Here is a 14,352-nt window from a genome sequence, read left to right on the forward strand (position 1 = left end):
AACCAAACAAGATGTTTATTAAAAGATATTTACACGATATTCTGATAGCGGTTGAAGCCATTATTGCCAACCGCTTGAAATCGATACTTACCGCACTCGGTATCATCTTTGGTGTGGCTGCGGTAATTAGCATGATGGCAATTGGAAATGGCGCCGAGCAGGAAATTCTGGAGCAGATAAAACTGGTTGGGGTAAATAACATTGTTATTACGCCGAGCACTTATTCGTTATCCGACGGAGCAGGTGGCGATGGCAATGGCCAGCCCACAGCTAAGAAATTCTCCAAAGGACTGACACTTCACGATGTTGAAGCCATTAAAAAAATTGTTCCTACTGTTGAACGTATTTCACCGGTAATCTCCTTTAATTACTCGGCCCTGTTAAACGGAATCAGCAAACCGGTTGTGCTCGAAGGAATTGAAAACCATTACTTCGATTTATTTAACATGAACCTGGCCGAAGGAAACCGTTTTAACAACACACAAATTGAAAAAGGACTGCCCGTTTGTGTTGTGGGGAATAACATTAAAGAGCAATTTTTCCGTCAGCAAGATCCAATAGGAAAGTATATAAAATGCGGCCAGATTTGGTTAAAAATTATTGGTGTTGTTGAACGACGCGATTTTACCGCATCGGCATCCGACGAGCTGGGAATCAGCAGTTCCGACAATAAAATTTTCATTCCTGTACAAACCATGCTGCTGCGGTTTAAAAACCGTTCGCTAATCCGAGCCGACGAAGTTTTAAGTGCCAATAAAAACAGCAATAGCAGTAATATGGTTATTATTGTTGGCGGCCCGGAACAAACCGATGAGCCGGTTGACACCGACGATAATCTTAACCAACTCGACAAAATCATTGTTCAGATAAAAGAAACGGAACAGCTCAACAGCTCGGCAACATTAATAAAACGTATGTTGCTCAGGCGCCACTCCGATCTTTACGATTTTGAAGTCACCATCCCCGAGCTTCTGCTCAAACAGCAACAAAAAACCAAAAAAATATTCAACATCGTTTTAGGTGTAATCGCCGGAATTTCGCTGGTTGTTGGCGGAATTGGCATTATGAATATTATGCTGGCGTCGGTATTGGAACGTATTCGCGAAATTGGTGTTCGCCAGGCATTGGGTGCCAAACAAAAAGACATTATCGCGCAGTTTCTTTCCGAGTCAACATTAATCAGTTTAACCGGTGGGATTATCGGAATTATTCTGGGCGTGGTGCTCTCTAAAATTATTACAGCCATGTTCGATATCAAAACCATTGTTTCCGCCTTTAGCATTTTTATTGCTTTTGGTGTGTCGGTTGGTGTCGGAATTATTTTTGGCTATTTGCCCGCTAAACGAGCCGCAGCAAACGATCCGGTAGTAAGTCTTCGTTCATAAAAATTAACCTGAAAACAAGCTAAAATGAAAAAAATATATTTATCATTTATATTTATTCTGGGCCTTACGGGATTTGCCGCCGCCCAGGAAGAACTGGTGTTAACACTTCCCGAAGTGATCGATATTGCTTCAGAACAATCAATCGACGCTTTCCGAAATAAAAACATGTATTTGGCCAGTTACTGGGAACACCGCTTTTACAAAGCCGAGCGCTTACCCAGCATTTCGTTAAGTTCAAATCCGGCCGATTTTAACCGCTACAGTAATAGCGAATATAACTTCGAAACCAACGAAGATGAATTCCGTTTGCGCGAATATTTTAACTCTGAAGTTAGCGTTTCTGCCGTTCAGAATGTTTCGCTAACCGGCGGTCAGGTATTTCTACGCTCGGAACTTGGAATGATTAAAAACCTTGGTGGAGACAAAAACACTTCGTTTAATGCAACGCCTATCAGTGTTGGTTTTTCGCAGGAATTGAATGGTTACAACCGCCTGAAATGGCAATCGAAAATTGAGCCATTGAAATTTGAAAAAGCCAAAAAAGAATTCATTCAGGACATGGAAGATCTGCGTGTAACATCTACCTCGCGCTTTTTTGGATTGATAAATGCACAAATTCAGAAAAATATTGCTGAAATGAATTATGCCAATGCCGATACACTTTATAAAATTGGTAAAGGGCGTTTTCAGGTGGGAACAGTAACTCAGGATGAATTGTTGGAACTGGAGCTCCGTTTGCTGAATAGTGAGCAGGCATTAAGTGTCGCTCAACTTGGAGAAAAAAGAGCACAGGCCATGTTGAACTCTTTCCTCGGACTTCCGAAAGAAACGATGATAAAATGTGTTGTCCCCAGCGAAATTCCGGAGTTAAAAATTGATCCGGACGAGGCGATTGACGAGGCAATTAAAAACAATCCCGAAATTCTCAGTCATCAGCAACAACGGCTGGAACAAGATGAAAATGTAGCCATTGCGAAATCGGAACGGGGGCTGAACACGACACTTTACGCCATGTATGGTTTAAACAAAAGTGCCGACAATTTTGATGATGTGTACACCGAACCCGACAAAAGCCAGGTGTTTAGCCTGGGTTTAAATATTCCGATTGTTGACTGGGGGCGTGGAAAAGGACGTTATTCAATGGCCAAATCGAACCGCGAAGTTGCCCTTGCAACAATACGTCAGGAACGCATTGATTTTGAGCAGGATATTTACCAAAGTGTGCTGGAGTTCAATCTTCAGGCCGGACAGGTGAATACAGCAGCAAAGGCCGACACCGTTGCCCAAATGGGATACAACGTTACCTTTCAACGTTTCCTCATCGGGAAAATTGATGTAACACGACTAAATATTGCCAGTAACGACCAGGAAACGGCACGTATGTCGTACCTGTCGCGTTTGCGCGATTACTGGGCTTCTTATTACCGACTTCGTAGTTTAACACTTTTCGATTTTGAGAAAAAGAAACCGCTTGAAGCCGATTACGACAAACTTTTAGAAGAATAGTTTATGGCCATAAAAAGAAAACATATTATAATAACTGCAGCAGTAATTTGCGTTATTGCCATTGCAGCTTTTGCCGGAACGCTGACAACGCCCAAGTCGGAGAAATTCTATGTGGTTGAAAAAGGCCCTTTTGAGGCCACATTAACTTGCAAAGGAGAAATTAACGGTTTGGTGGCCACGCCCATTCCAATGCCCAAAATACTTGGCGACAGAGACCTGCGGATTTGGCAACTGAAAATTCTTGATCTTGCCCAAGACGGTAAATACGTTAAAAAAGGTGATTTTATTATGCAACTCGATGCCAGCCAGATTATTTCCAGTATGCGACAAGAACAGCAAAACCTGGAAACAGAAGAAGCTGACCTGAAAAATGCAAAGATCGATAGCACAGTGCGATTGACTGAACTTCGCGAGGATATAAAAAATGCCAAACTCGATTTGGAATACAATAAGATCGATTTGGAACAGTCGATTTACGAATCGGCAGCTTACCAGCGGAAAGCCCAAATGACTTACAAAAAAGCAGAAAATACAATTGCCAAAAAGCAGCGCGATTACCTGCTTGAACAGAATAAGTTAAAAACGGGTGTGGCCCGCTCGGAAGAAAAAGTGAATCGCAGTCGGGAGAAGATTTCAAAATTCCAACAAGCTATGCAGGCAGCGCGTATTACCGCTCCTGAAGACGGAATTGTAATTTTTGGCGAAAGCTGGGATGGCACCAAATACAGTAAAGATGGCGACATTTCAACCTGGTCGAACGGCCCTCCGATTGCCACTTTGCCCGATATGTCGGACGTAATTTCTGAAACCTATGTGAAAGAGATCGATATTTCGAAGATAAATGTGGGCGATAAAGTTAGAGTTTCGTTTGATGCGCTTGAAGGAGTGGTAATCAATGGCGAAATTAATTCGATTGCGCGCGTTGGTGAAGACCATAAAGATTTCGATATGAAAGTTTTTAAGGTACTCATCCATCTCGATGAATCGAACGACGGGTTAAAGCCGGCAATGTCGAGCAACAATGAAATAATCCTGGCCAATAAAGAGGAAGCTTTGTTTGTTCCGCTAAAAGCTGTTATTAGCGAAAATGGTGAGGATTTTGTTTACCTCTCAAAACATAACAGCAAGGAAAAAACTCCGGTTAAAACAGGTTTCGAGAATGAAGAATTTGTACTGATAGAAAGCGGACTTCAGGAAGGCGACAAGGTAATTTTAAACCCGGTGTTGGAAGAAATTTAGAATAACATTAGCAATCAATATTAAAAACGGGCTGAATTTTCAGTCCGTTTTTTTATTTAAATTCGCGCCATGCAGAAATCGGTACATCCTAACATTTATTTGTTTAATCCCACTTGCGAATATGCGGTGGCTAATGGCAATGCTACGTGGCATCCGAATAAAATTCTGCAAAAAATGGAAGCCGATCTGGCCACACTCCCACTCTATTTTGCTGCTGAAAATGATGTGGTAATTGTTCCCCAAATTCCCAACAATGAATTTTATGAGCACCTCCAAAAAATTGGAGTCACACCACCTCATTTTGTCACAGAAAAAGAGCTGCAAAATAATCTGCCGGAAAAAGTTGGTAAACTTCAACCTTGGGGATGGAGTCCGGCCGTACATAAACGTTTGGAAAGTTTAAAGCCGCTTTGCACCGACGAATTCAAAACGTCTCCGGTATTTATGTGGAAACCGGATTATCGCGAGCTTTACTCGAAGAAATTTGCCTTACAGATTTTACAACAAATAACAACAAATCGTCCGTCGCCCCATTTTCTCAGCCAAAACGAAAGAACCGAGGTTTGCGAAACACAGGAGCAGATAGAAAAGCTTTTGGCTAAGTGGGACAGGCTAATGGTAAAAGCTCCGTGGAGCAGTTCGGGACGCGGATTACAACCAATTACCAAGCAGCCGATCCATGATAAAGTTTGGGAGAAATTACTAGGAATTGTAAAAGAACAAGGTTATGCGATTGTTGAAGCTTTTCAGAACAAAGAGCTCGATCTGGCTTTTCAGTTTGAATTAAAAGCCGGCGAAATCCGGTATCTGGGAACAAGTAATTTTTCAGCCGACAAAAAAGGGCAATACCTCGGAAACAGCCTCAACGGATTACCCGATGAACTGGATGAGGATGTGAAAGACTTTGCAGAGGAAATGTCAGCACAGATTATTCCCGCCTTAAAAGAAGAGCTCGGGAAAAGCAAATTGGCAGAAAACTACGAGGGCTATTTTGGTGTCGACACTCTGATTTTCAGAGACAAAACAGGAGCTCTAAAGATAAATCCTTGTTTAGAAATTAATGTTCGCCACAACATGGGATTGCTTTCGCTTTACCTCGAAAAATTTGTTGCCCCAACAAAAAAAGGCCGTTTCCGCATGTACTACAACCCCAAAAAACGTTTTGCTGATTTCAGCCAACAAATGAGCCACGAACACCCGCTTGTTCTGCAAGATCAAAAAATTGTGTCCGGCTTTTTCCCGCTCACAGCCTTTTCCGGCACCACCGAATTTGGCGCCTATCTCCTGGTTTAATTCAGCTGCCTTGATATTAGCTTCATTTTTATTTACCTTTAAATGAACGATTAATCCGGGCTCTATGGAAAATAAGGACGAAAAACAGACTAAGAAGGGGAAAAAGCTCTCCAAAAAATTCTACGAAAACGAACTCAACAGATTGCAAATTGAATTGGTGCGTCTGCAGGAGTGGATTAAGTTTAAAGGACTTAAAGTTGTGGTGATTTTTGAAGGGCGCGACGCTGCCGGAAAAGGAGGAACCATAAAACGTATCATTCAAACACTAAATCCGCGTATTTGCCGGGTTGTAGCGCTGGGCACTCCAACCGAACGCGAAAAAACACAATGGTATTTTCAGCGTTACGCACCGCATCTTCCTGCCGCCGGCGAAATGGTTTTGTTCGACCGAAGCTGGTACAACCGGGCCGGTGTTGAAAAAGTGATGGGATTTTGTACCAACGAAGAATACTGGGAGTTTCTTCGCGCATGCCCGAATTTCGAACGCATGCTTATTCGGTCGGGAATTATTCTGATTAAATACTGGTTTTCAGTAAGCCAGGATGAACAGGAAAAACGTTTCCGGGCACGATTGAATGAGCCGACAAAACGCTGGAAACTGAGTCCGATGGACATTAAATCGATGGAGAAATTTGAAGAATATTCGAAAGCCAAAGATGAAATGTTTGCCTATACCGACACCAAAATAAGTCCGTGGTTAATGGTTGATGCCGACGATAAAAAACGCGCCCGGCTAAATTGTATTCATCACTTATTATCGTCAATACCATACAAGGAACTGGAACAACCGGAAATTGTGCTTCCTGAGCGACAGGATAGAAAAGGTTATATCCGCCCGCCACTGGATGAAATGACTTATGTACCGGAAGTTTATTAGCATAAAACATTCATGATTCCCAATTATCACCAACAGAGATGAAAGCGAGGCCTGTTAACACCATTTCATGAAAATGGCCAGATTACAAGGCGCACACAACAATTGCGCTATGAATAGCTTACTGATTGCGCCTTTAAATTACCGCACACCAACCCCGGGTTTCACCCAAGGTTATTCATATTTTATCCCTTCGGGATATTGAAACGAATTATAGGAGAAAACTAATTCCTTGAGTTATCGTTATGAGAATCTTTATGACGCTGGAAGCGTCGAATGTGAATAACCCGGTGCGTAGCGCCGGGATGAAATGACCACAGAGAAATCGTCTGGCGAAGAGTTCAGATCGAAGCCAGATGGTTCTCCCGGACGAAACTCAAAGGGCAATACACTTAAAAAGATCGGGAATTTAAGAAAAAAGGGAAGCTAACTGCTTCCCTTTCCATTTTCTTCTCCATTATTCTAGTTATCCCTTGTTCTGGTCATGTCGAACAGGTGCCTCGCCTGCTCTCCAAGGAATCCTGAGAATAATTTCTCCTCCCCATTTTCAATCACTAAACCTCTTTCGGCTAATTCGTAGTAGGCATAGGTCCAGGGCATTTTTTCTATACCATCTTCGCCCTTAACCTCTACTTCTTCTTTTACAGCCAACGTAGCCGATTGCTGTAACTTACTTCCCTTTTCTCCTTCAAGTGCCTCTTTCATGGGTATCCCTGCATCAGCCATTCCTTTGCAGGTAGATTCCAGATCGGGCCACTCGCTAACGTTCTGATAGTTTACAAAAGCTGTAAAATGATTCACCGCATTACCATGCAAAAGCACCCAGGCTGCATATTGCGATACATCATTTAACTTCAAAACATCCTCTTTATTTGGAACATTCCAAGGTCTTCTGAAGTATTTAGCTAAATCCGTTACCAACATCTCTCCTGCTACCCTTGGCAATTCACCTTTCTCTTTTAAAGTTGCCAGTAAACTGATACTCTCGTCAGATAATAAGTAAGGCGTATCTTTTACAGTATTCTTTATTATTTGTTGCGCCCACTCAGGTAATTCCTCTACCTCTAGCTGGCTCACAAATAGTTTAGGAAACATGGGATCGGGATGCTCAAAATGAACGGCATTAAGTTTTTTCTTCTTGAAATTATATTTTTCAACCGGGACGTATTCGAGGCAGGAAATGATATGATTTATTGCTCTAATCCCCTCCGGCTGTTCTCCGGTGTGCGTGTTAAATGTTCGAAAGGCGATGTGATCGTTGACTACGCTACCTCCCTTTTCGTTAACCAAACGCTGGTATTCCCGAGCATATGAAACCCGATCGAGATACAAAACCCACAGCTGGGTGAGTAATGCTTTGGTAATTTCTTTTGCTGTAACTTTCATCCTGTAGCTTTTTTATTTTAAACATAAAAAACAGGGCTTTTGTTACTAAAAAACAGATGTTTAAGAATATAGGATAATTGCTAAAAAAACTATAGCACAGACTAATGCTGGGCGGTGCTTTTCATGAATTCGAGCACGTCGTCTTTTGTGAACGAACTGGTTGCGCCCATTTTTGTAGTATTTAATGCGCCAACGGCATTTCCGAATTTCAGCGCTTCGTCAACCGGTTTTCCATTGAGGTAATAATGTAAAAATCCGGCGGCAAATGCCATTCCCGATCCAACATTGTCAATCGCCTTCAAATCATAACCCGGTTCAAAAAATAAACCGTCGGTGGCATGAAGCGCTAAAACACCAACACTACCACGTGTAATAATTACAATATCGAGTTTGAATTCTTTTGATAAAGTTTCTGCGAAATCTTCAACGTTTGTGTATTCGATCTCCAGTTTTTCGGCCAGAAATTCGATTTCCTTCTCTTTAATACGCACAACATTGGCAGCGTTCAACAAACGTTTTACCACTTTTACGCTAAAAAAGTGCTCGAACAATTTAAGATCGAAAAAATGCAGTGAATCGGGCGATTCTTTAATGAGCTCGCGCAAGGTATTTTTCGAGATCCCGAAACGTTGTGGCAACAAGCCAAACACCAAACAATCGGCTTTGCGAACCAATTTTAATGCTTCGGCCGAAAACTCGATATGATCGAAAGCAACATCGTGAGCCACTTTATAAACCGCCTCATCGTTTTCGTTAAAACTCACCTCAACTGTTCCTGTTTTAAAAACAGGATCGAGCTGAACGTTTTTATCAGAAATACCAAGTTTTATAAGCGTTTCAATGGCTTCAGTTCCCAGCTCGTCGTCGCCAACGCGCGAAAGTAAATAGCCTTTTTCGCCCAATGAGTTACACCGAAAAACGAAATTCGAAGGCGTGCCTCCCAACACTTTACCATTAGGTAAAATGTCCCAAACAACCTCGCCAAATGCAACTATTTTCTTAGCCATAATTTTACTTTCGGATGCAAATGTAAAAATTAATAAAAAGCTAACAAAAGTCTGTATGTGTCTCTTTTACAAATTAAAAACAAAAACATATTAATCAATTGATAATGAACTGTTTTTAGCAACAAAAAAAATGAGGCCAAAAAACAAATTTTACTCTAAAGCGTTTGTTTCAATACTATGAACTATTTAGCACATCTCCATCTTTCGGGCGAATCGGAAAAAATGCTGGTTGGCAATTTCATCGGCGATTACATAAAAGGCAATAAATACTTGCAGTACGACGACGAAGTAGCCAAAGGTATTTTGCTTCATCGGCAAATTGATTCGTTTACCGATTCGCATCCGCTGCAGCGGGAAGCCCGGTTGATGTTCCGGCCCGAGTTTGGATTGTATTCCGGAATTGTGATTGATTTTGTTTACGATCATTTTCTGGCGAAAAACTGGAACCAGTATTCCACACTTCGCCTGCCGGTTTTTGCTAAACGGGTTCACGCTATTTTACTCAGCCACTTTAGTACGCTCCCGTTGCGGGTTCAGGGATTTTTGCCTTTCCTAATTCAGCACAAACGTTTGGTTTCGTATGCTTCGGTTGATGGAATTATCCAGTCGTTAAAAATTATGGGTAAACATTCCAGTTTGCCCTCAAAATCGGAGGAAGTTGAACGGATACTTTTGGAAAACTATACGGAATTGGAAACAAATTTTGCGGCCTTTTTCTCTGATCTTGTAGACTTTGTTACAGATATTCACGGCATAGAAATAAAAAAGCCCGATCTTATGACCGGACTTTGAATAATAAAATATCTTTTAAGCAAGTAATTCAAGAAATGCTTGTTCGTAGAAGAAATTCGACTCGCCAAGAGCCGGTTTTAGATCATCCAACCAAATGGCATCTTTATCGTATTTGGCAAAAAACGGTCGACCTACCCAATTCGGATCACGGCCCTGCAAAAAGTTCAGCACAAATACTTTTTCGCCGGCAATTTCGCTAACACCAACAATTTGCACTTTACCAGGGTTACACGACATACTTGGCCCTTTAACGGTTCGGCAAACGCCACTAACCTGGTTATATGCACTTCTGAAAATTTTCCAGGCACGGTCGAGCGTTACTGCGAAATAATCCTGCGCACCGGTATCGCGGGCAATAAACATGTAATACGGAATAATTCCCAGTTTCACCTGTTCTCTCCAGTTTTCAGCCCAAATGTCGGTATGGTCGTTTATATGATGCAGTAAAGGCGATTGCGAACGAATCTGTACTCCGGCACCAATCAGTCGTTTTACAGCCTTCTGAACGGCCTCTGTTTTCAATTCTCCCGGGTGATTAAAGTGAGCCATCAGCGCAATGTTGATTCCGCGTTTTTTCACTTTCTCGAACAAACGCAATAAATCATCCGCATCTTCATCGGTTGTGTAACGGTAAGGCCAGTAAGCCAGCGATTTTGTTCCGATTCGGATATTACGAAGGTGTGGAATATCGGCATCAAGCAAAGCGTTAAAGTACGCTTCGAAAAATTTGGTTTTCATTACTGCCGGATCGCCGCCGGTAAACAGTACATCGCTAATGTGCGGGTTGGCTTTTATGTACTCTACCAATGTGTCTGCCTCTTTCATGGCAAATTTAAAGTCGTTTAGCGCAAACTGCGGCCAACGAAAACAAAATGTGCAATATGCGTGGCAGGTTTGTCCCTGGGTAGGGAAAAACAACATGGTTTCGCGGTATTTATGCTGAATGCCGCTAAGCTTTTTCCCGTTAAAAACCGGCACGTTACTTTCTTGTCCGGCAGGGTTTGGATTAAGCTTTAACCTGATTTTATTAACTTCTTCTTGAATGGTTTTTCGGGGAGCGTTACTTTTAATTAACGAAGCCATTTTATCAAAACTGGCTTTGTCAAGCATCTCTCGTTGCGGAAAATTTAGAATAAAAAATGGATCGCGTTCAAAATTATTCCAGTCGATCAACTCATCAACTACATAATTATCAGTTTTAAAAGGCAAAACCGTTCCAACCACCTCAATTTCCAGTTTCTGTTCTTCCGAAAGAAACTCCATCTGCGGAATTTGCCTAAAGTTATGAAGAGAATAAGGTCTATAAATCATCTCATTAAAATTTTTAATGGGATCGCATGCAAGTCGATCTGCAAAAGTGAACGCACAAGTCTAAGTATTCGCTACTCGAATAAATCTGCGGTTCTTCCTCCCATAGGATATTAAAGAACTATGTTAATTTTTACTGTCTGTTTTTCCCTTTATTTGATGAATTTCTGCGTAGAAATTCTTCCGATTTTTTAAAAGCCCCACAAAGGTATAAAAATGGGGGTAGTAAAAAAATGTTTTAAAGAATCTTAAGAAGTGCCTAAAAACTAGTCGGAAAGCTTTTCTAAACGACTGGCATCCAACCGGATAAATATAAAAAGCAAGATTGTAAACGACCACAACGACGATCCGCCGTAACTAAAGAACGGAAGTGGTATACCAATAACCGGCATCATACCAATGGTCATTCCAATGTTTACCATAAAGTGAAAAAAGAGGATGACTGCCACCGAGTAACCATAGATACGCGAGAACGTAGATCGTTGCCGTTCTGCAAGCCAGATTAGCCGAATAAACAAAGTCATAAAAAGCAAAATTATGGTCAGGGTTCCTGCAAATCCCCACTCTTCGCCAACGGTACAAAATATAAAGTCGGTACTCTGTTCTGGTACAAAATCGAACTTGGTTTGTGTGCCTTCCAAATAACCTTTTCCCCACATACCACCCGAACCAATTGCAATTTTACTTTGATTTACGTGGTAGCCGGCACCCTGCGGATTCGACTCAATTCCCAACAACTCGTTTATTCGCACCTGGTGGTGAGGTTCTAAAAAGTTCTCGAAACCGTAATCAACCGAGATGGTAAACAGAATCGAACCAATAAATACAATTGCGATTTTAGTATAATTCGAGAATTTATTCCGAACACTTTGGTACAAAACAATTATTGAGCCTACTACTGCTCCGGCCAATATAAATTGCGCCAGTTCGTATGAGGTGTTGATTACAAAATTCAGAAGAATAAAAAAGCCGATGGACAAGCCATAAATAATGGCAACATTAAAAAACTGTTTGAGCTTTGGATTAAAGACAAGGAACATTAATAAAGCAACTCCAACCATTATTAAGGCCAACGTGAGGTTCGTCAAAACCAAGGCCAAAACAAACAGAATTGCCACCAAAGTTCCAAAGAAAAGTACCACTCCTGATAATCCTTCGCGGTACAACACCAGCACAAACGAAAAGTAAACCAATGCCGAACCGGTATCGTTTTGCAACAAAATTAAAACCACCGGTGCAAATATTATTGCCGCAATGGTGAGTAACGATTTTGTTGTTTGAAGTTTAAATCCGTGCGTACTCATGTACCGCGCCAGTGCCAGTGCAGTGGCAAACTTGGCAAACTCCGACGGCTGAAAAGTAACCGGCCCCAGCTGAAACCAGGATCGTGCACCGTTTATCTCCTTCCCAATAAACGGGACCAGCAAAAGCAACAGCATTAATACGCCATAAATTATGTAGGAGAAAAACACATAGAAATTGACTTCGAGCAACATGATTACCAGCGCCAAAACCGAAGCGGCTCCGATCCACATCAGTTGTTTTCCATATTGCTGCGTGATATCGAAAATACTCTGGTGTTCGTCGCTGTACAAAGCTGCATAAATATTAAACCAGCCTAAAAACAGCATCAGTATATACAGGCCAACGGTTAACCAATCAATATTTGCTAATATGTTATTTCTTCTTGGCATTAATTTGCTAATTCAGGGTTGTGCGGATCTGTTAAAACAGCCTCCATCATTTGTTTCTCGTACCGAAGTCGGTTATCGGCAATGCTATCGTTCAGGTATTTTTCAATCAGCAAACTGGCAATGGGCGCGGCATAACTTGCCCCCCACTTACTATGCTCTACATAAACACAAAGCGCAATTTTCGGATCATCTTCAGGTGCAAAAGCCATGTACGCTCCGTGGTCGATTCCCTGATTATTTTCAATGGTTCCGGTTTTTCCGCAATAGCTGATTCCGGGTACCGAACGATTCAAACGCGCAATCGTTACTTGTCGCATTCCTTCATAAACAGGATCAAAATACTGATCTTCAATTCCGGTTTCGTGTTTTACAGAAAAACTACTTCGTACGGTATCATTCTCAACTTCCTTAATAATGTGGGGTTGATAATAGTACCCTCTATTGGCCAGAATAGCAGCCAGGTTGGCCATTTGCAACGGAGTTGTTCCCATTTCTCCCTGCCCGATTGCCAGCGAACGCACTGTTAAAGCCCGCCACCAATCTCCTTTATGTACCCGGTTATAATACTCAACGGTTGGCCGCAATCCGGAATTTTCATTATAGAACTCGGCACTTACTTTTTGTCCCAGCCCAAAACGTTTTACATACTCACTCCACACATGAAATCCTTCAGCAGTTGTTGGGTATTTATTAATCGTATTTCGGAACGTATTCCACAAAAACGGGTTACACGACTCGCGCACTGCATCGATTACACTCGTGGGCGTGACGTGATTGTGCGTACACTTGATTGGACTCGATAAGGGGCCGTTACAAACAATATGCGTTGAGGTATTGATTGCGCCCTCCTGCAAGCCAATTAAAATGTTGAATGGTTTGAATGTTGATCCAGGTGGATAACGTGCTTGTAACGACCGATCGAACAAGGGCATTAAAGTATCGTTTTGCAGGTGGCTAAAGTTTTTTCCACGAACCCGGCCCACCAGCAAACCCGGATCGTAAGTCGGGGCACTCAGCATTGCCAGTATTTCGCCGGTTTTTGGTTCGATGGCAACAACAGCACCTTTTTTATTCTGAAAAAGTTCTTCGGCGTAAAGCTGCAAATCAATATCAATTGTCGACACCAGGTTTTTGCCAATTTCGGCCGGTTTATCTTCCCCGCCGTTCAGGTACGATCCTTGAATTCGGTTGTGCACATCAACCATGTATTTTTTTACGCCTTTAACTCCGCGAAGCTGCTTTTCGTAAGTTCTTTCTACCCCGCTTTGCCCAATGTAGTCGCCCGATTTATAGTAGGTATCTCGTTTGATGTCGTTGGCATTCACCTCGCCAACATACCCTAAAACGTGAGCTGCAACAGGGTGTGTATATTCGCGCAGTGTCCTGGTTTGCGAGTGAAATCCTTTAAATTTATAAAGCTGCTCCTGTAACAAGGCAAAATTCTCGGGCGATATCTGTTTGATCAACACCGATGGTTTGTACCTCGAATATTTCTTGGCTTTGGCAATTCCTTCTTCCAAATCAGGACGGGTAATATCGAGCAAATTACAAAGCAGAAGCGTATCAAATTGTTCCACTTCGCGCGGCGTGATCATCAGGTCGTAGGCGGTTTTATTGTATACCAGCAACTCGCCATCACGGTCGTAAACCAATCCGCGTGCGGGATACTGCACAACTTCGCGCAAAACGTTATTGGTAGCGTATTGTTTGTAATCGGAATCCAACACTTGAAGCCGAAACAAATCGATGGCATAAATCAATCCTACCACAGCAAAAACAGCTGCAACAATATAACTTCGTTTCGACAAATTGTTCATGTAATATCTAGCCTGTTATTTGTTCTGACTATCAGCAACTAAAAGCTGCTA

Annotated in this window: 11 protein-coding genes; 6 read left to right on the forward strand and 5 right to left on the reverse strand. The window is 42.0% G+C overall.

The genetic code is table 11. From position 1 onward, the window contains the following. Positions 1-11 precede the first annotated feature (11 nt). From QZ576_RS16050 to ppk2, 5 genes are all read left to right on the forward strand, one after another. A complete protein-coding gene (locus tag QZ576_RS16050; protein ID WP_297098809.1) occupies positions 12-1,385 on the forward strand; it encodes an ABC transporter permease in 1,374 nt (457 codons plus the stop codon). A 24-nt stretch (positions 1,386-1,409) separates the two neighbouring features. Further along, positions 1,410-2,891 carry a TolC family protein gene (locus tag QZ576_RS16055; protein WP_297098810.1) on the forward strand — a complete coding sequence of 494 codons (1,482 nt, stop codon included), beginning with the start codon at positions 1,410-1,412 and terminating at the stop codon, positions 2,889-2,891. Positions 2,892-2,894: 3 nt separating this feature from the next. Next, a complete protein-coding gene (locus QZ576_RS16060; RefSeq protein WP_297098811.1) occupies positions 2,895-4,130 on the forward strand; it encodes an efflux RND transporter periplasmic adaptor subunit in 1,236 nt (411 codons plus the stop codon). Between the two features lie 69 nt (positions 4,131-4,199). Beyond that, positions 4,200-5,423: a hypothetical protein gene (locus QZ576_RS16065; protein WP_297098812.1), complete on the forward strand. Its 1,224-nt coding sequence runs from the start codon at positions 4,200-4,202 to the stop codon at positions 5,421-5,423. 64 nt (positions 5,424-5,487) lie between these two features. Further along, positions 5,488-6,300, forward strand: a complete 813-nt coding sequence (gene ppk2, locus QZ576_RS16070; RefSeq protein ID WP_297098813.1) for a polyphosphate kinase 2 — start codon at positions 5,488-5,490, stop codon at positions 6,298-6,300. Positions 6,301-6,759: 459 nt separating this feature from the next. Here the strand turns inward: ppk2 and QZ576_RS16075 are convergent, their stop codons facing one another. Beyond that, entirely contained in the window at positions 6,760-7,683 is a 924-nt protein-coding gene (locus tag QZ576_RS16075; protein ID WP_297098814.1) for a DUF1338 domain-containing protein, read from the reverse strand. Between the two features lie 101 nt (positions 7,684-7,784). Then, positions 7,785-8,690, reverse strand: a complete 906-nt coding sequence (locus QZ576_RS16080; RefSeq protein ID WP_297098815.1) for a carbohydrate kinase family protein — start codon at positions 8,688-8,690, stop codon at positions 7,785-7,787. 177 nt (positions 8,691-8,867) lie between these two features. On the opposite strand from QZ576_RS16080, the gene QZ576_RS16085 reads away from it, so the two are divergent. Then, complete coding sequence (locus tag QZ576_RS16085) at positions 8,868-9,482, forward strand: ACP phosphodiesterase (protein ID WP_297098816.1); 615 nt, start codon at positions 8,868-8,870, stop codon at positions 9,480-9,482. Positions 9,483-9,497: 15 nt separating this feature from the next. Here the strand turns inward: QZ576_RS16085 and QZ576_RS16090 are convergent, their stop codons facing one another. The 3 genes from QZ576_RS16090 to mrdA all read right to left on the reverse strand — a co-directional run bounded on the left by QZ576_RS16090 (position 9,498) and on the right by mrdA (position 14,301). Beyond that, positions 9,498-10,793: a lysine 2,3-aminomutase gene (locus tag QZ576_RS16090; protein WP_297098817.1), complete on the reverse strand. Its 1,296-nt coding sequence runs from the start codon at positions 10,791-10,793 to the stop codon at positions 9,498-9,500. Positions 10,794-11,056: 263 nt separating this feature from the next. Then, positions 11,057-12,484, reverse strand: a complete 1,428-nt coding sequence (gene rodA, locus QZ576_RS16095; protein WP_297098818.1) for a rod shape-determining protein RodA — start codon at positions 12,482-12,484, stop codon at positions 11,057-11,059. Then, the gene (mrdA, locus tag QZ576_RS16100; RefSeq protein WP_297098819.1) at positions 12,484-14,301 is read right to left on the reverse strand and encodes a penicillin-binding protein 2; all 1,818 of its coding nucleotides are present in this window, start codon (positions 14,299-14,301) and stop codon (positions 12,484-12,486) included. Before mrdA ends, rodA begins: the two co-directional genes overlap by 1 nt. Positions 14,302-14,352 lie beyond the last annotated feature (51 nt).

The sequence above is a fragment of the uncultured Draconibacterium sp. genome, from assembly GCF_913060805.1.
Taxonomy (GTDB): Bacteria; Bacteroidota; Bacteroidia; order Bacteroidales; family Prolixibacteraceae; genus Draconibacterium.